The following is a 16,879-nucleotide window of genomic DNA, read 5'->3' as shown; positions in this document are numbered from 1 at the left end:
CAACTTGCAAAAATAAGCATTTTATGTATTGAATAGCCCTTGCTATAAGAAAAAGTGAGCAGATATTAAAGAATTTATATACCTGCTCACCTTTTTCTTATGTTTGTTACTTTATTCGGTCATACGTTTAATTATGCTGTAGGCTTCTACAATACCCATCTCTCCCGCTTTACGCATATCATCGAGTGCGCGATCTTTATCTTTTACCTGGAATCGGCCTAATCCTCGGTTGTAGTACGCTTCTGCAAATTCAGAATCGTTTCTGATTGCTTCATTATAGTCTAGGATAGCCGAGCGATAATCATTTTGTTTGTATCGTATTTCTGCGCGGTTATAGTATGCATAAATAAATTTGGGATCAAGCTCTATCACCTTATTATAATTTTTGATAATAAGATCATATTCCAGTTTGCTTGGATCGAGCATATTTGTGTTCGACAGGTCTGTTCCTTTCTTAGGGCCGTTTAGTGTAAGAACCTCATTGCCTTGCTCTGCTTGACGGTCGAAATCAGTCGAATTTTCTTTCAGTTCCAGCTGTTTTGTATATACAACTGCCAGATTGAAATATGCTAATGTAAAGCTCGGATCTAGCTGAATCGCTTTATTGAAATCTTCGATAGAGCTTGAGAAATCCTGAACCAGCATATTATCCATTGCCCGTGCGAAGTACAGATCAGCATTTGTAGGATCATTACCTATTTGTCTCGATAGTTCGTCTATAGATTTGAAGTGTTCCTGTACTTGTAATTCATTCAGCGGAGCCTCGCAATTCGTAACTCTTAGTTTACGTGCAAAAACATTCTTTTTGTTTGCTGCATCTACGAGTTGGCTAAAGTATACAAAGCGTCTCAAATCATTTGCTTTTTCGTAATAAGTTACTACAAAGCGAGGTTCAAGATCTACTTTCACTTGCCTGTTTTGAATACGGCCTCTCGAGTTGTTGGTGCCGTATTTACTCTTTTCTTCCTCTTTCTTATCTGCAACAACTAATAGATTAAACTTATCTATATCTTTATCCGATTTCTCTCTCGTTTTATCTTTTTCTTCACCAGTACCTTTTCCTCCTTTAGCTAGGTTCTGGCGTATCCGATTTTCTTCGTTCCGTGCATAATTGAAATCTCGTTCAGCCCCTTTCAGGTCGTTTTGGCGGCGTTTTATTTCGGAACGGGTGTAGAATCCTTGATAAAATTCAGGATATTCGGCCAATACTACGTTTAGGTCGTTAAGTGCACCTTTATAGTTTCCAATATTATTTTTGAGTAAGGCTCTATTGAAGTATGCCATATAGTTACTAGGTTCAAATGTCAGTACAACATCGAAATCGGCAATAGCTCTGTTGTCATCTCCTACCTGAGCTCGTAGTAACCCTCTATTGAAGCGGGCAATGATGTTATTTGGGTCTTGATCTACTACTTTGTCGTAGTCAGCCATAGCTCCGCGTAGGTCGTTTCTTGAATAGCGAATCAGACCTCGGTTGATATAATTGCCGGTTTGAAGAGGTTCCAGACGTATTGCTTCGTCCAGATCATTCAAGGCATTATCAAAATCTTTTTTATTGTAATATAATAAACCTCTCATGGAATAGGCCTGAGGTAAATATTTGTCAATTTTAATTGCGGCGTTATAATTATCAAATGCTTGGACTGTATCACCTTTTTCCTGATACATAGCCCCTCGTACCAAAAGACCTTGAGTGTATGTAGGGTATAATTTCAGTAAGGTATTCAGATTCTTTTCAGATTCTTCAAAATCTTTCTTTTGGATATTTACAACACCCATGTTTATCAATACAAACTTGTCGTTAGGATAAACATCCAATGCCCTTTTGTAATCTTCCAATGCACCGTCGTATTCGTTTTGAGCTTGGCGGGCATCAGCTCTCAGCTGATAGGCTTTGGTCATAAAGGGATTTCGTTCGAGAGCAAGTGTGCAGTCATCTTCTGCCCCCTTGGTGTCATCCAGATAGAACTTGGCAATGGCTCTATAGAAGTAAGGCTCAGCGAGAAAAGGCTTCGCTTTTATGGCCTGGTTAAAATACTGTATGGATAGTATATAGTCTTCGTAATAAAGAGCGTTTCGCCCAATAAGTATTACTCTGTCTGTATTTATCTGAGCAGACATCAGAAGACTGTAAAATAGAGCGAAAAGGATGACCGTAAATTTCTTCACATCAATAGTTATTATTCTTTGAGCCACAAATATATAAAGAAAAGAAAGAGAGGCTTAAACAAGCCTCTCTTTTTAATATATTTTTTAGTTTTCGAAGTAGTCGTCGTGGTAGTATGAATTCTTTTTCAGATAATATGTTTTATCTCCATAATAGCGGGATGTTCCATAATAACCCTCTCTACCCTTAACATCATTAAATACCAGTGCCACATTTTCAATTCCGTCGAATTTAAGTTGATTGATTACACTTTTAAAGAACGACTTGTTCGTTTTGCCACGACGTACAGCGAATAGGGTTGTATCAACCATACGTGCCAGTACGTATGCATCCGAAACAAGACCTACTGGACTACAGTCTATTATGACGTAATCGTATTTAGTTTTCAGGTATTCTATCAGTTCTTTTGTTTTCTCTGTTTTTATCAACTCACTCGGATTAGGAGGTAGCGTTCCGGCAGGAATAATGTCAAATCCATATTCAGGAGGCGATAAAATCAAATCTTCGAGTTCTACTTGTCCTATTAGATAGTTAGAAACACCTTTGTGGCTATCTAATTGCAGTGTTTTAGCAATTGAAGGGCGTCTAAGGTCTAAATCTACAACAATAACCTTCTTTCTCATTAACTGATATACTGACGCAATGTTTGTCGCTATAAATGTTTTACCGTCACCCGGCTCGGAGGATGTAACAAGTACTGTAATGTTGCTTTCTCTTTTGGCCATGTATTCCAAACGAACCCGCATATTACGGAACGATTCGGCAAAACTCGATTTAGGATAGTTTTTAACGAGCACAACTCCGGTTTTTAGTTTTTTAGAAATATTTTCGATTGTACCAATCACTGGTAAGCCAGATATTTTCTCGCACTCTTCTTTTGTTGAAATGGTATAATTGAAAATCTCTTCTTTGAGTACTATAAAAATTAAAGGTAATAGGATGCCAATAAAAAAGAAAAACATGTAATTCTTTTGTATATCGCCACCATTGTTCGGACCACTGAATATTCTTGGCATTTCCCATATAAAGTTATCGGGAGTGTTTGATGCTTTTTGTATTTGTGCTTCGTAACGCTTTTGAGTCAAGAACTGGAAGTACATCTCATTCACTTTAAACTCGCGCTCAAATTTTATTAAATCTCTTTCTTGAGGAGGAAGATTGTATACTTTTAGATCAAGAAGCTGATATTTTTTAACCAAGCCATCTTTGCTATTCTGTAGCCTACTTTGTATGAGTTGCAACTCTGATAGTATTTGAGTTCTCAGACCATTTAATGAGTCTATTGTTTTGTTGTATAGTGGATTTTTAGCACCAAGATACCTTGATCTGGCTAAAAGGTCATTATATTCGGTAATGAGCGACGTGAGTTTACTTTCTTCAAGTCCAACAACTGTTGGATTGATTAGCTCTGTATTTCCCAGTATAGATTCACCGATCTTTTGCGTAACAATTAAGGTTGCACGTTCTTTCAGAGCAAGTTTTTCCTTCTCTTCATCAGCTTGATCGATCTCTAGTCTCAATCCTTGTGATGTAATCTCATAGACCCCTGTTTCTTTTTGGAATTTATCAAGTGCTGCTCTGGACGATTGCAGCGAGTCGTTGATTATGCCTAATTGTCTTTCGATAAAATTAATCGTTAAGTCTGCCTGTTGATTTTTTAGGAATAAGTTATAGCCCTGAAATTCTTCCAAGAGAGTTGTTAAGTAGTCTATGTCGCGATAAGGATCTGTGCCAGACATGAAAATCTCTAGTGCTGTCCCACTATCGTCTTTTAAAACAGGTATAATACGATTACTATACATGCCTATTAATTGCCCATCTGATAAGAATCTGAAGCTGAAAGGCTCAAAATCTGCTGTATACGAACTTGTTTTTTCTAATTTAATAGTGAATTTAGGATTTGTTACCTCTTTATTGTACGGAACTACAACTGAAAATTCGGGAATCTCGTTGTCTTCATCTTCTTCGTAATATATGCGACAATATTTGTCATCGACTGGTGCTACATTAAATGTATGGGCATACGCGTCTTCTGGGAGATCGATAATATCAATTCTTATTGGCGTAACAGTATATATACTGAATCTTTTGAAATGAGTTTGACGAAAATAGTCAACTCGCATTTTTTGAGGAAGATTCTTTACCGCACGTTCTGTCATACCAAATGATGCCAATAGTATTTGTTGGTTAGTGGTATTCCGAAGTAGATTTCCCATTGGGACGGCATTTACAACACCGGTATTTCCTCTATCCTCGAGCATGATAAGTGCCTGTGTCGTATATACTGCTACCCACGATTTGTTTTCCAGATAAGCGATACCAAGACAAATCAGAATTGAGAGTACGAAAAGATACCAATATTTAAGGATTCTATAGAACCAAAGTACAAAATCGAAAGATATACTTGTCTTAGCCTTTATTTCATCGAAATAAGGGTCATTGGTTTCAATCGTATTTCTGTTGTTTCTGTTCATATTTTATCTTCAGAGTCGAATTTATTAAAAATTATATGTAGCCGCAAAAACTAAGAACGTTAAAGGTACCATAATTGTTGCGACAAAAGAATTCAAGGATGTGATGTTGAAAAATGCATTTCTATTAGTCGGGAAATATATCACATCATTGGGCTGTATATAATAGAATTCGGATTGAATAACATCTTGAGTTCTAAGATCAAATGTCTTTACTATCGAATTGCCGTTTACGTCTTTGCGAACAATACTCACTTTACTCAAGTCCATAGATTCTGTTGTTTGTCCTGAGATTGCTAAAGCCTGGTAAATACTCATATTCTCTTTATATACAGAATATGATCCTTGTTTGCCATTTGATAAAACATAGAAAATATTACTAGCAAGACTGATCTTTACTTGAGCGTCTATAATAGACTCCTGCATAGCCTTTTGGATAATTTCTTCGGCTTCCTGAATTGTGTGTCCGGCAATTTTTATTGGTCCGAAATAGGGCAATACTATAGTGCCGTCATCATAGATTGTAAATAATTTTACAGCCTGTCCGTTTTGAGTAAGCAGGGTATTAAATGTTTCTAAGAATTCTTTGTCGCCGGTCAATATCATACACGTTATGATGTCTTCTTTTGCCAGGCGGTATTCTTTGTACGATTCTAAAATATACGCCTTATCTATAGCCTGCAGGTAATTTGTTTCCTCACTTGATATACAAGAAGAAAAGAATCCGGTAATCGTCATACCACAAATTATATAATATAATATATATTTCATCATTAAATAACTCTAAGTGCAAATATTATTACTCCGGCAACTGATGTTAAAAGCCCAACAAATCCAACGAAAGAAGTTGAAGCACCTAAGAACTTACGTTTTCCTTGTGGTATATATATTACATCATTTGGCTGTATATAGTAAAAATCAGTATTGACAATATCCTCACTTCTAAGGTCGAACGTTTTTAAGATAGAGCTACCATTTGCTTGTCGCAAAATGCTTACTTTTGTCCGATCTCCGTATGGCGAAATGGTACCCGATAATGCCAAAGCTTGATATATAGTCATTTGGGTGGTGTTCATTGTGATTCGTCTGGCACCGGCTTCACCCAGAACACTGAAGTATCTATTCGATAGGTTAACGTCAGCAGAAGTACCTTCGGCAAACTCATCTAATTTAGCCGAAATTACGTTTCTAGCTTCAAGTATGGTAAGTCCTTCCATATGGACTTTTCCAATATAAGGGAAGGTTATATTTCCGTCAGCATATACGGGTATAGGTCTTATTTGCCAAGTGTTTTCCTGACCTCTGATTTGACCTGCACCTTGAGCTGTATTATCGACGTTGTTTATCCATGTAAAATTGGGTGTATAGCCCGCAAATAGCTCTCCGGCCTCTTTGTCCATGGAGTATACGGTAATAGTCAATAAGTCTCCAGGTATTATTTTGTATTCCTCAGGCGATGCATTTGGATAGCTTTTTTCTATTTCTTGTAATAGGTCTGTTTGTCTATTTGTTACACACGAATTGGAAATGCATAAAATGCAAATGCCGATCAAAAATATCTTTATTTTACTTTTCATAAAAGGCTAATTTCTTTGTATTTATTTTTGAACAGCTTTTACCCGATAGCCACAATTGGTTCTACCCTTAATAAGATTATTAAGTTTTCCTTTTATTAGTTGTCTGCGAATTCCCGATATTTTATCAATAAAAAGCTTTCCTTCTATGTGGTCATATTCATGTTGAATACAACGTGCAAAAAAAACACCATAGGTTTCATCATGAGCCACAAAGTTTTCGTCTAAATATTGTATACGTATATTTGCTTCTCTTTCTACCGGCTCTGATATTCCCGGAAGGCTGAGGCATCCTTCATCCATTTTAACTATATCACCACTGTATTCTACTATACGTGGATTTATAAATACTTTCTTAAAGTCAGCGTATTGAGGATTGTCTTCAGCTAAAGGTTCAAGATCAATTACAAAAAGACGAATGTCGAGCCCGATTTGAGGTGCAGCTAGACCAATTCCATCAGCATTATACATGGTTTCGAACATATTAGCAATCAATTCTTTCAGATTAGGATATTCCTGAGTGATGTCGCTGGCTATTTTTCTGAGTACTGGCTGCCCGTAAAGATATATCGGTAAAATCATATAGTTTATACTTTGTTTTGTAAACGAAGGCTCTCCATATAGTCTTGCAGAATAATAGCAGCGCTAATCTCATCTACAAGAGCTTTGTTTTGCCTGTCTTTTTTCTTTAATCCACCGTCAATCATTGCTTTCTGGGCAAGGGCTGAGGTGAAACGCTCATCATAATATTCGATCCGAATATCAGGATAAATAGATTGTAGTTTTTTCACGAAAGGACGAATGTGATTCATATTCTCAGAATACTCATTATTCATCTGTTTTGGTAATCCAACAACAATACATTCAACGTCTTCTTTTTCCATATAGGACTTCAAAAAGTCGAAAAGGGTATGTGTGCGTACAGTGGTCAGTCCGTTTGCGATAATTTTCAATGTATCCGAAACTGCGATACCTGTCCGCTTTGTCCCATAGTCTATAGCTAATAGTCGTCCCATAATACAAAACAAAGGTAGATAAAAAAAATTATTTATCTGTAATATACTTAGATAATTAGTGGAAAGTATCTGCTGTAGTAACAAAATAAGTGGCATGTACTGTTAAAACAGAAAAGGATAGTAAAAAAACTATCCTTTTCTGTATAACTTATCTAGCTCAAATTTAATTCCTAAGATGCTCGAAACTTCTTCGTTTAAGCTCGAAATCACGACCCAGATATTTTTCTCTCACTATTTCATTGGATGCTAATTCTTCTGCAGAACCTTGAAATAAGACTTTACCTTCGAATAGCAGATAGGCTCTGTCTGTAATACTCAAAGTTTCATCTACATTATGGTCGGTAATCAGAATTCCGATATTCTTGTATTTTAGCTTAGCAACTATTTCTTGGATGTCTTGCACCGCAATCGGGTCTACTCCTGCAAATGGTTCGTCTAGCATAATGAATTTCGGGTCTATTGCAAGGCAACGTGCAATTTCGGCTCTACGCCTTTCACCTCCTGAAAGGCGGTCACCCAGATTCTTCCTTACTTTGTGAAGTCCAAATTCATCAATCAGGCTTTCCAGTTTTTCTTTCTGGTAAGCTTTGCTTGTTTTAGTCATTTCCAGTACCGAGCGAATGTTATCTTCGACAGTCATTTTACGGAAAATAGAAGCTTCCTGTGCCAGATATCCAATACCGTTTTGTGCACGTTTATATACCGGATAGGCTGTAATCTCTTTTTCGTTGAGGAATATTTTCCCCTCATTAGGCATCACAAGACCCACAGTCATATAGAATGTGGTTGTTTTACCTGCTCCGTTAGGACCAAGTAAACCCACAATCTCACCTTGTTTCACTTCAATCGAAACATGGCTTACAACCGTACGCGATTTGTATTTCTTTACCAGATTTTCGGTGCGTAGCACCATTTGCTCGGGTTCTTCGTTCATGCCTGCAAGATAAGCTTTTTTAGTATAAAACAGTAACCCATCCGTGAGTGTCTTCTTCGTCACCCAATTGGATTCCTTTCAGTTTGTTGTATAGCAGAGTGCTGATAGGTCCCGCATTACCGTCTTTAGATATAACATACGATTTATTCTCATCTATATCATCGACACGTAAAATGGGGCTTATTACAGCGGCAGTTCCTACTTGTCCGGCTTCTTCGAATGTAGAAAGTTCTTCTTCCGGAACTTGTCTTTGTTCTACTTTCATCCCCATGTCCTGAGCCAATTGCATTAAGCTTTTGTTAGTAATGGACGGAAGTACCGATGATGAAAGAGGTGTAATGTATGTATTGTTCTTTATCCCGAAAAAATTAGCAGGGCCACATTCGTCCAGATATTTTTTCTCTTTGGCATCCAGATATAGTACAGCGGAATATCCCATTTTGTGGGCTCTATCTCCTGCTACAAGACTGGCTGCATAATTGCCACCTATCTTAATTGTACCTGTTCCAAGAGGCGCGGCGCGGTCGTATCCGCGAAAAATAGCTACCGGTGTCGGTTTGAATCCTTCTTTGAAATAGGGTCCAACAGGTGTAACAAATACAACAAAAAGGTATTCGCTTGCCGGTTTAACTCCCACCTGAGGACTAACACCAATTAATAAAGGGCGAATATATAGAGATGCTCCACTCTCGTAAGGTGGTACAAAACGTTCGTTCAATTTTACGGCTTTAACTACAGCTTCTTCGAAAATCTCGACAGGGAGTTCAGCCATCATAATACCTTGGCTCGAAGAAATCATGCGTAGTGCATTTTCGCGCATTCTGAAAATTCGGGTTTTTCCGTCTTTTCCCTTAAAAGCTTTTAATCCTTCGAATGACTCTTGCCCGTAGTGGAGGCAAGTTGCAGCCATGTGTAGATTAATTTCTTCGGAAGTTGTTTCAGCGGGCGTACTCCATTTTCCGTCCTTGTAATGACTCCTTACATTGTAGTCTGTCTTTATATAACCGAAAGACAAGTTTGACCAATCTATTGCATCCATAATTTATATTATTATTACTTGACTTTACAAAAGTATAATTTTAGTCGGTATAATGTTGATGTTTGTGCTAAATATATATAAGATTTTTCTTCGTTTTTCCTTATTCAGCAGGTTGTTGGCACAATCGGTCTATAAAGAGGATGCCTTGCAGATGATCGTATTCGTGCTGAAAAATAACACCCGTGAAATCACCTTCGCGAGATGTTCCCATTAAACGTTCTTTAGTCAAAATGCCTTTTTCGTCGTAATATTCAACCTCTACCCATGCGTGACGTTTCGTTGTGCCGCTTATGTTAGGTACAGATAAACATCCGTCTCTTTCGAAGCAAATCGTTTCGGTAGACTGGTTGGTTATACGTGGGTTAATGGCTACCTGCACAGGATAATCGGGTTTGTCAATTCGTAGAAACAGGAATATATTTCGTCCAAGTCCCACTTGTGGAGCAGCGATGCCTACTCCCTCTTCAAGTTTCATCGTTAGTTTCAGGCGGTCGATGAATAGCTGTAAATCTTTGTCGCTTGCGATATCCTTAACGTTATCAATATCAATACTCTTTTTTCGTAAGAATAGTGAATCCTCGGTGTTGTCTGTTTGCAAAACCTTAAACGGTGTATTTGAATCTGCACTGTTGATTAAATCTTTTTCTACTTTGGTCATGGTTTTAAATGAATTGCAGGAGCAAAACGACATAGTTATAATTGATAATATTAATATGTAAATGTTTTTGTTCACCTGATTGGAATTAATATTGATTACAAAGTTACAAATGATTTTGAATGCAAATTACAAATTATAGTGAATAATGTGCTGCTAATTGAGTCAATTTAACTCTATATCTTATTTATGATTTAGAGTTAAAATTAACGTAGATAAGATCTTTTAATGATTTATAATCAATAACTTGTTATATATTAACGCTTCTCCATGAACACAATGATTCTTCCTTCTGTTTTAAAAAATACATAGTATCAACTTATATAAATTTCATATTATGAATAATATTCCTATTATAGTAGAACAGCTTTACCCGGTACCTGTATCTAAGGTCTGGGAGGCTATAACCGACAAAAATCAGATGAAAGAATGGTATTTTACCATCGACGATTTTGAACTGAAGCAAGGTGCTGAATTTAATTTTGATGTTAATGTGCCTGACGGAGATTTTATATATCACCACCGTTGTGTGATAAAAGAGGTAATTCCCGAAAAGAAATTCAGTCACACATGGACGCATCCCAGCCATAGCAAGGGAGAATCGTTAGTTACATGGAGCTTGCACCCTGTAGAAGGCGGCACTAAAGTGAGACTCACACACGAGGGTGTCGAAAATTTTGCAGATGGGGGTGAAAACTTTGCCAGAGAAAATTATGTGGCAGGATGGACGGAAATTTTAGGAACATACCTGAAAGAATTTTTAGCGGAGTAATAAATCATTTATTAGCGTGAGTTCGATATAAGCATCATACAATTGTGAGTTATGAATTGGTATTATACTTTCGTCCATTTTGTCATCCCGAACTGAAAGGAGGGATCTGTTATCTTATAGCAATGGATATCCTTTCAGTTTGGGATAACAAACTCGAAAGAAGATTTTATCGTTCTTTTCCTTATTTAGAATTCACGTTGTATTAATAACAAAAACAATTAAGTAAGATGGCTACAAAAACTAATCCCGTGGTTTGGTTCGAGATTTATATAAACGATATGGCTCGTGCCCGTAAGTTTTATGAAACAGTATTAGGTAAAGAATTGATAGATATGCCTATGGGTGAACAAACCGATTTAGAAGATTTTGAAATGGTAATGTTCCCTTTTGCCGACGATATGAATGCGCCGAATGCATCAGGGGCATTGGTGAAGATGGAAGGAGTGGAAGCCGGAGGTAACAGTACAATAGTCTATTTTGGTTGCGACGATTGTACTGTAGAGGAAAGTCGTGTGGTTGCCGCCGGAGGAAAAGTGATGAAAACTAAGTTCTCCATTGGTGAGTATGGTTTTATTTCTCTTTGTTTCGATACCGAAGATAATTGCTTCGGGTTGCACTCCATGAAATAAACCAAAAGCAAATAAAGATGGAACGAAAGAAAGTAGATATCACTGTGTGGGTGCTGGTCGATATTTCGCCCGATATCGTGTGGAGATATTGGAATAACCCCGCGCATATTGTTGGCTGGAACAGTGCATCCGATGATTGGCATACAACTAATGCTATCAACGATTTGCGAGTCGGGGGGTATTTTAGTTCCCGTATGGAGGCCAAAGATCACAGTATGGGATTTGACTTCGAAGGGCGCTATGATGAAGTTGTACCCAATAAAAAGATTGCCTATACACTTGCCGATGGGCGTAAAGTGAAAGTTGTATTTACCGAGGTAGATGACAAAACGGAAATCACGGAGACATTCGATGCCGAAGGTGAGAATCCGGTAGAACTACAGCGTGAAGGTTGGCAGGCTATTCTTAATCGATTTAAACATTACGTAGAGTCGAACGAAAAACAACAATAAATTATGAAACATCAAATAACCCCATGCTTATGGTTTGACGGTAAGGCAGAAGAAGCCGCCCGTTTCTATGTGTCTGTATTCAAGAATTCGAATATAAAAAGTATTTCCCATTACGGAAAAGAGGGGTATGAAATTCACAATCAGAAAGAAGGGACGGTAATGACAGTAGAATTCGAGATTAACGGTCAAACCTTTACCGCACTTAATGGCGGGCCTATATTTCAGTTCAACGAATCAGTTTCGTTTCAAGTATATTGCGATACACAGGACGAGATAGATTATTATTGGGATACGCTTACCGCCGATGGTGGCGAGGAGAGTTATTGCGGCTGGCTGAAGGACAAATTCGGGCTGTCGTGGCAAATCGTTCCATCCATCTTGGTCGAACTGATGAAGGATCAGGCAAAAGCAGGACGCATAATGGAAGTATTTATGCAAATGAGAAAGCTGGATATAGAAAAGATAAAAAATGCCTACTGATATACACTCTCTGTTATCCTGATGGTAGGAAGTATCTTGGGATTGACTGCAAAATCGCCAATGATTTTGAATGCGAATTGTAAAACATTAAATAATAAAAATAAGAAAAGCGGGCTCTCGTCCGCTTTTCTTATATTCAATAGTGATAAGTTTACGACAATCTTTTCAAGCGATATAGCAATTGTTGTATTGCTTCTTGATAATCGTCAATAATAGCTTGAGTAAATGCTTCTGCAAATAATTCACGTTGAGATTCTGTGTATTTGAAGAATTCTTCGGCATGCTTAATAATGTCTGTCGGATTAGTTGTTTTTGGTATTACAATATCCAAATCTCCTTTTATTGCATACGAAGTTTCTACAATACGGTCTGTTGCATCAGCCAAATCAGCAATTGCTTGATCTAGGGCAATGTGGCGTGCATAGCTTGCATCACCTTTAACATGCCAGTGATAAAGTTTTAAACTGCTGTTGAATCCAAATAGTTTACCTAAAAATTCACCAACTTCTGCATTTGCAGTAGATGATTTTGTTTGTTTTAATGTACTTGTTGACATAATGATATAATTTTATTTATTAAATGTTTCTTATATAGACAAATATAACGATTTTATCTTGAGAGATCAAGTCCTTGCAATTGAAACTTTATATCCTTCATAAATGTAGTTTATGAAGGTAAGCTTTAGGTCGAATAAAAGCAATCTGTATATATTAGAACGATATTAATGCTATTTTTGTTCAAACAATTTCTCGAAATAGCATGGAAATATCACAAGAAATATTAAAAAGAAAGGGCGCACTTAAATTCGCCCTGCTGTCACCGGATATAATAAATTTATTGAATAGAGGGCTGATCGCATCGGTGAATCTCACGGAATGGCTCGCGGTAGATCATGGGGTATTAGTGAAAAATGTTTTGCCTCATAAGTATCAGGAATCGTGTTTATCTGCTCTTGCCAATTTGAAACAGAAAACGGCTATGCAATCTACATTAGCTGTCGGAAAAGCATTGCATGAGCAGACTTGCGGTCGTGATTCTCAATTGTTGTCAACTTTGGCTGGTCATGTTTCAGATAGTGTTCGCTGTTGGGCGACTTATCTTGTTGGATTGAATGATAGTTTAAACATAAGTGAAAAGCTGAATGCAATAAAGCCTTTCGCTGCCGATTCTCATTTTGGTGTGCGTGAGATCTCGTGGATGGCTATGAGATATAGTCTTGATAGCAATTTGGAACAAGCGATTGCGATTTTATTGCTTTGGGTGCAGGACGAAAATGCTAATGTCCGTCGCTTTGCCACCGAAGCCATTCGCCCCAGAGGTGTGTGGTGCAAACATATAGACAGACTGAAAGAAGAGCCTCGGCTAGCTTTACCAATTCTTGATGTATTAAAGTCTGATCCATCGAAATATGTACAGGATAGTGTAGGTAATTGGTTGAACGATGCGAGTAAAACTCAGCCCGATTGGGTAGTTGAACTCTGTGAGCAGTGGGGGCAACAGTCTAATACGAAAGAGACTACCTATATAATAAAGAAAGCGTTAAGGTCAATTTCATAGAATCTTAATTATATGAAGTCGTCTTGACTTTTTGTTTTTCGTATTATTTTGTCATCCTGAGGAACGAAGGATCTTGGTTAGGAGATGCTTCACTATCGTTCAGCATGACAAAGAGAGTAAACAAACAAAAAGAAAACATTTTGAAAAGTCAAGACGACTTCTATATATAGAAGTGTTAGCACAAGAATAATTTTTACAATGATGGCGGTAATGTTGGTGCTATTAATCTTTTTCATATTCTTTATTTGCATTGTTGTTGCAATGGTAGGGTATTGTATATTCTCTATTTTTAAGAAAGATAAAATAGCTTATGGGTTTTATTTATTTGGAATGGGTTTATTAGTACTGCTAATTTTTGCTATTATTCTCACCTCGCTTTTTAGATATTTCAAATAGAAATTTTATTTTCACAATTTGTATTAGAGAAATAAATATATCAATGTTTGTAAACGAAATGAAAATATATATTGTAATAAAAGATTGGATTACAGATTATCCTAACCCTATAACCCTTAGGGGAGGGCAGGTTGTAATGATAGATAATTCGAAGAAAGATGATACGCCCGATTGGCAGGGGTGGGTATGGTGTATATCCAACGATAATGCCGGTTGGGTTCCCGAACAAATTCTTCAGATAAGGGATCGAACGAGTTCGTCAATTTCAAAAGCAATGGTTTTAGAAGACTACTCTGCAAAAGAACATAATGTGGCTGTCGGAGAAACGGTAGTCGGAGATAGAATAGTTAATGGATGGCTTTATTGCAGAAAAATGGATGAGGAAGTTTTTGGGTGGATTCCTCTTTCTAATTTGGATGAAGTATAAATTTATTTATCCAGATAAATTCGTCTCATTCTTACGATATCGACTTTCAATTCTTTTGTGAGAAAATCCATAACAGTTCCGTGATCTCTTTTTATTTGATTTATTCCTGCTTGTAAAAACATTTTTTTAGCTGTGAATATAGGCTCAGCACGAGGGTACTTATTTATTATATTGGAGTATTTGTCTTCGAGGTACTTGTTTGAGGATAAATAGTCTTCCATGATTGTTGCTTCGTCTACTCCCAATGCGAATAGTATAAGTGCTGCTCCCATCCCTGCCCTGTCTTTTCCTGCCGAGCAATGGAAGGCTAACGGTGCGCTAAGGTTGTTTTGTACAATAGCAAAAAGTATTCTGAAAGCTCTTACACATACAGGGTCGCTTACTAACAAGCGATTCATGTGTTTCATATGCAGATTTACATTCGACTTTAATAAATTTGCCTGAATTCCTTCCGAACTTAGATTCCCCGGCGTGATAGCGATCGGATATGTAAAACGTGCACTCGGAGGTAGTTTGTCGGGTGCTCGTCTCGACTCGTTTTCTGCTCTGAAATCGATAACGGATGTGATAGGTATGCTCGATAAATAGGTCAGGTCTTCGTCCGTCAGATTACTCATGTCGTCGCCACGGAAGAGTTTTCCCCACTTTATATATCTGCCTTCTGCTGTTTTTATTCCTCCCAGATCGCGGAAATTGTAAGAGCCTGCCATAGGGAGATGTCTCTCTGCCAGAACAGATCTTCCTTTGGGTGTCATCAGTCCGAAATAGCTGCGTGCTGTAAGGCTCACATTTAAGGGGAATATGCCTTTGCCTTTGCCTTTTAAGATGGGTGTCGTGAAATCAATATCTTCCACCGAGAATCCGGCGTATAACGCCCATTCATCTGAAATGTCTATTTCCAGACTAGCGGCTTTAGACTGCTTGTCACGCAATATTCGGGCTTTCAGATTAATATCTTCTCCCTGATACATCGAGATCGACTTGTTCAACGGCAATACCATGATTTATTGTAAGAGAGGACAAAAATACATTATTTTTTACTAATAAATTCATATAGTAAGTGTAATCTATTCAGAAATAGTATAAATAGGCTCAAGTGTGAAAAAACAGTAAATCTTTACAAAAATAGGCTAAGCTGTTGATTAACCACAATCACTTACATATCTTTGCTATAGAGACGCAGTAATAATACGCTTATTGATCTACATGGTAATAAAAAAAATAACATATCTTCTTAGTTCCATATTCTTTTTGGCTAGTTGTACTCAAGATACATCGATATCTGTACTTTGCGAAAAAGATTCAAAAGACAATTATCTGTTAAAATGGGAGCTGTTTCCGGATCTGGATAATATACCCGTCGAGATTTATATGTCCGACAATGATACTATTTTCCCATCCTCACCTTTACGTGTAGTTAATTCGGGCGACTACATTGCTGTAATAAATGATACGATCCACAATATGCATCGAAAATATTTCAGGCTTAAGGTCGGAGGTAAGATGTCGGGAGTCGTAACTAACCGTTATTTCGAATTGGATAGCATACAGAATTTCAGAGATATTGGAGGATATTATACAAATGACAACCGTCAGATTCGCTGGGGTAAAATATTCCGTTCGGGGAATTTTGCTAGTATGACACGCAAAGATGCTCGGGAATTAAACGAACTCGGTGTTAAAACCGTATTAGATATGCGTTCTCAAGATGCCAGAGAGAGATATGCAAATTATATGCAGTCTTCGTGCTACATAAGGATACCTGTTATTAGTAACGGATATAATTCGATATCGAAACAGATTATCGACGGACATTTCTTGCGTGGAGATGCTATTATTTACACTCAGGACATATATAAAGATATGGTCGAAAACTATTCGGAGCAATTTGCACTGATGTTTGATTATTTGTGCAACGAAGATAATTATCCGGTAGCATATCATTGCTATTTGGGTAAAGATCAGTCGGGATTAGCTTCATATCTTTTGCTGCGGGCACTTGATGTGTCGCCCGAAACCGCAGAGGATGATTATATGGGATCTAATCTGGGCATAGATAGGAGCAAGCTGATTAAACGGGTTGATACTCTGTCCGAGTCGATGCAAGAGGCACTGACTATGTTGACAAAAACAGATTTAGCTTACCTCAAATATGGGATTTCGTGGATGAGGACAAAAAGTGGTTCAGTGGATGATTATATGACTGAAGAGCTGAGGCTGACTCCTGATAAGAGGAAGAAATTACGGGAAATATTACTGTATTAAAATAAAAAAACTCCGCTACAATTATTGCAGCGAAGTTTTTTTATT

At 37.4% G+C, this 16,879-nt stretch carries 18 protein-coding genes; 7 read left to right on the top strand and 11 right to left on the bottom strand.

Annotated elements, in window-relative coordinates; all coding sequences use genetic code 11:
- Positions 1-111: 111 nt before the first annotated feature.
- The 9 genes from G7Y57_RS04290 to def (G7Y57_RS04250) form a co-directional block, all read right to left on the bottom strand.
- On the bottom strand, positions 112-2,121 hold the full coding sequence (locus G7Y57_RS04290) for a tetratricopeptide repeat protein (protein ID WP_410492637.1): 2,010 nt from the start codon (positions 2,119-2,121) through the stop codon (positions 112-114).
- 132 nt (positions 2,122-2,253) lie between these two features.
- Positions 2,254-4,641 (bottom strand): exopolysaccharide transport family protein, encoded by a 2,388-nt coding sequence (locus tag G7Y57_RS04285; RefSeq protein WP_165020964.1) that lies wholly within the window; start codon positions 4,639-4,641, stop codon positions 2,254-2,256.
- Positions 4,642-4,665: 24 nt separating this feature from the next.
- Positions 4,666-5,412, bottom strand: a complete 747-nt coding sequence (locus G7Y57_RS04280; protein ID WP_255491337.1) for a polysaccharide biosynthesis/export family protein — start codon at positions 5,410-5,412, stop codon at positions 4,666-4,668.
- The gene (locus tag G7Y57_RS04275) at positions 5,412-6,215 is read right to left on the bottom strand and encodes a polysaccharide biosynthesis/export family protein (protein WP_165020962.1); all 804 of its coding nucleotides are present in this window, start codon (positions 6,213-6,215) and stop codon (positions 5,412-5,414) included. Before G7Y57_RS04275 ends, G7Y57_RS04280 begins: the two co-directional genes overlap by 1 nt.
- A 21-nt stretch (positions 6,216-6,236) precedes the next feature.
- Positions 6,237-6,794, bottom strand: a complete 558-nt coding sequence (gene def / locus G7Y57_RS04270; protein ID WP_165020961.1) for a peptide deformylase — start codon at positions 6,792-6,794, stop codon at positions 6,237-6,239.
- A 5-nt stretch (positions 6,795-6,799) separates the two neighbouring features.
- Complete coding sequence (gene ruvX, locus G7Y57_RS04265) at positions 6,800-7,228, bottom strand: Holliday junction resolvase RuvX (protein ID WP_165020960.1); 429 nt, start codon at positions 7,226-7,228, stop codon at positions 6,800-6,802.
- Between the two features lie 163 nt (positions 7,229-7,391).
- Positions 7,392-8,162 (bottom strand): LPS export ABC transporter ATP-binding protein, encoded by a 771-nt coding sequence (gene lptB, locus G7Y57_RS04260; RefSeq protein ID WP_165021194.1) that lies wholly within the window; start codon positions 8,160-8,162, stop codon positions 7,392-7,394.
- 19 nt (positions 8,163-8,181) lie between these two features.
- The gene (locus G7Y57_RS04255) at positions 8,182-9,201 is read right to left on the bottom strand and encodes a branched-chain amino acid aminotransferase (protein WP_165020959.1); all 1,020 of its coding nucleotides are present in this window, start codon (positions 9,199-9,201) and stop codon (positions 8,182-8,184) included.
- Between the two features lie 100 nt (positions 9,202-9,301).
- Positions 9,302-9,859 (bottom strand): peptide deformylase, encoded by a 558-nt coding sequence (def, locus tag G7Y57_RS04250; RefSeq protein ID WP_165020958.1) that lies wholly within the window; start codon positions 9,857-9,859, stop codon positions 9,302-9,304.
- A 334-nt stretch (positions 9,860-10,193) separates the two neighbouring features.
- Here def (G7Y57_RS04250) and G7Y57_RS04245 point away from each other — a divergent pair, with 334 nt between their 5' ends.
- The 4 genes from G7Y57_RS04245 (at position 10,194) to G7Y57_RS04230 (ending at position 12,189) form a co-directional block, all read left to right on the top strand.
- Positions 10,194-10,628: an SRPBCC domain-containing protein gene (locus G7Y57_RS04245; RefSeq protein WP_165020957.1), complete on the top strand. Its 435-nt coding sequence runs from the start codon at positions 10,194-10,196 to the stop codon at positions 10,626-10,628.
- 227 nt (positions 10,629-10,855) lie between these two features.
- A complete protein-coding gene (locus G7Y57_RS04240) occupies positions 10,856-11,257 on the top strand; it encodes a VOC family protein (RefSeq protein ID WP_165020956.1) in 402 nt (133 codons plus the stop codon).
- A 17-nt stretch (positions 11,258-11,274) separates the two neighbouring features.
- On the top strand, positions 11,275-11,709 hold the full coding sequence (locus tag G7Y57_RS04235) for an SRPBCC family protein (RefSeq protein WP_165020955.1): 435 nt from the start codon (positions 11,275-11,277) through the stop codon (positions 11,707-11,709).
- A 3-nt stretch (positions 11,710-11,712) separates the two neighbouring features.
- Entirely contained in the window at positions 11,713-12,189 is a 477-nt protein-coding gene (locus G7Y57_RS04230) for a VOC family protein (protein ID WP_165020954.1), read from the top strand.
- 151 nt (positions 12,190-12,340) lie between these two features.
- On the opposite strand, the gene G7Y57_RS04225 is transcribed toward G7Y57_RS04230, so the two are convergent.
- The gene (locus G7Y57_RS04225; RefSeq protein ID WP_165020953.1) at positions 12,341-12,745 is read right to left on the bottom strand and encodes a DUF5856 family protein; all 405 of its coding nucleotides are present in this window, start codon (positions 12,743-12,745) and stop codon (positions 12,341-12,343) included.
- Positions 12,746-12,948: 203 nt separating this feature from the next.
- Between G7Y57_RS04225 and G7Y57_RS04220 the strand changes: the two genes are divergently transcribed.
- Both G7Y57_RS04220 and G7Y57_RS04215 read left to right on the top strand, forming a co-directional pair.
- Complete coding sequence (locus tag G7Y57_RS04220) at positions 12,949-13,746, top strand: DNA alkylation repair protein (RefSeq protein WP_165020952.1); 798 nt, start codon at positions 12,949-12,951, stop codon at positions 13,744-13,746.
- Between the two features lie 454 nt (positions 13,747-14,200).
- Positions 14,201-14,569, top strand: coding sequence for an SH3 domain-containing protein (locus G7Y57_RS04215; RefSeq protein ID WP_165020951.1), 369 nt, complete (start codon positions 14,201-14,203; stop codon positions 14,567-14,569).
- 2 nt (positions 14,570-14,571) lie between these two features.
- On the opposite strand, the gene G7Y57_RS04210 is transcribed toward G7Y57_RS04215, so the two are convergent.
- On the bottom strand, positions 14,572-15,558 hold the full coding sequence (locus tag G7Y57_RS04210; protein WP_255491336.1) for a tyrosine-protein phosphatase: 987 nt from the start codon (positions 15,556-15,558) through the stop codon (positions 14,572-14,574).
- Positions 15,559-15,775: 217 nt separating this feature from the next.
- Between G7Y57_RS04210 and G7Y57_RS04205 the strand changes: the two genes are divergently transcribed.
- Positions 15,776-16,834 (top strand): tyrosine-protein phosphatase, encoded by a 1,059-nt coding sequence (locus G7Y57_RS04205; RefSeq protein ID WP_165020950.1) that lies wholly within the window; start codon positions 15,776-15,778, stop codon positions 16,832-16,834.
- The last annotated feature ends 45 nt before the right edge of the window (positions 16,835-16,879 follow it).

It is taken from the genome of Dysgonomonas sp. ZJ279, assembly GCF_011039205.1.
Lineage (GTDB): Bacteria > Bacteroidota > Bacteroidia > Bacteroidales > Dysgonomonadaceae > Dysgonomonas.
The sequence above is the reverse complement of the archived record's forward strand: the minus strand, read 5'-3'. Positions and strand labels throughout refer to the sequence as shown.

What these genes read in the sequence shown, in the direction of transcription:
- G7Y57_RS04290 (WP_410492637.1), bottom strand. Translation starts at nt 2,121, where the DNA reads ATGTCTGCTCAGATAAATACAGACAGAGTAATACTTATTGGGCGAAAC.
- G7Y57_RS04285 (WP_165020964.1), bottom strand. Translation starts at nt 4,641, where the DNA reads ATGAACAGAAACAACAGAAATACGATTGAAACCAATGACCCTTATTTC.
- G7Y57_RS04280 (WP_255491337.1), bottom strand. Translation starts at nt 5,412, where the DNA reads ATGATGAAATATATATTATATTATATAATTTGTGGTATGACGATTACC.
- G7Y57_RS04275 (WP_165020962.1), bottom strand. Translation starts at nt 6,215, where the DNA reads ATGAAAAGTAAAATAAAGATATTTTTGATCGGCATTTGCATTTTATGC.
- def (WP_165020961.1), bottom strand. Translation starts at nt 6,794, where the DNA reads ATGATTTTACCGATATATCTTTACGGGCAGCCAGTACTCAGAAAAATA.
- ruvX (WP_165020960.1), bottom strand. Translation starts at nt 7,228, where the DNA reads ATGGGACGACTATTAGCTATAGACTATGGGACAAAGCGGACAGGTATC.
- lptB (WP_165021194.1), bottom strand. Translation starts at nt 8,162, where the DNA reads ATGAACGAAGAACCCGAGCAAATGGTGCTACGCACCGAAAATCTGGTA.
- G7Y57_RS04255 (WP_165020959.1), bottom strand. Translation starts at nt 9,201, where the DNA reads ATGGATGCAATAGATTGGTCAAACTTGTCTTTCGGTTATATAAAGACA.
- def (WP_165020958.1), bottom strand. Translation starts at nt 9,859, where the DNA reads ATGACCAAAGTAGAAAAAGATTTAATCAACAGTGCAGATTCAAATACA.
- G7Y57_RS04245 (WP_165020957.1), top strand. Translation starts at nt 10,194, where the DNA reads ATGAATAATATTCCTATTATAGTAGAACAGCTTTACCCGGTACCTGTA.
- G7Y57_RS04240 (WP_165020956.1), top strand. Translation starts at nt 10,856, where the DNA reads ATGGCTACAAAAACTAATCCCGTGGTTTGGTTCGAGATTTATATAAAC.
- G7Y57_RS04235 (WP_165020955.1), top strand. Translation starts at nt 11,275, where the DNA reads ATGGAACGAAAGAAAGTAGATATCACTGTGTGGGTGCTGGTCGATATT.
- G7Y57_RS04230 (WP_165020954.1), top strand. Translation starts at nt 11,713, where the DNA reads ATGAAACATCAAATAACCCCATGCTTATGGTTTGACGGTAAGGCAGAA.
- G7Y57_RS04225 (WP_165020953.1), bottom strand. Translation starts at nt 12,745, where the DNA reads ATGTCAACAAGTACATTAAAACAAACAAAATCATCTACTGCAAATGCA.
- G7Y57_RS04220 (WP_165020952.1), top strand. Translation starts at nt 12,949, where the DNA reads ATGGAAATATCACAAGAAATATTAAAAAGAAAGGGCGCACTTAAATTC.
- G7Y57_RS04215 (WP_165020951.1), top strand. Translation starts at nt 14,201, where the DNA reads ATGAAAATATATATTGTAATAAAAGATTGGATTACAGATTATCCTAAC.
- G7Y57_RS04205 (WP_165020950.1), top strand. Translation starts at nt 15,776, where the DNA reads ATGGTAATAAAAAAAATAACATATCTTCTTAGTTCCATATTCTTTTTG.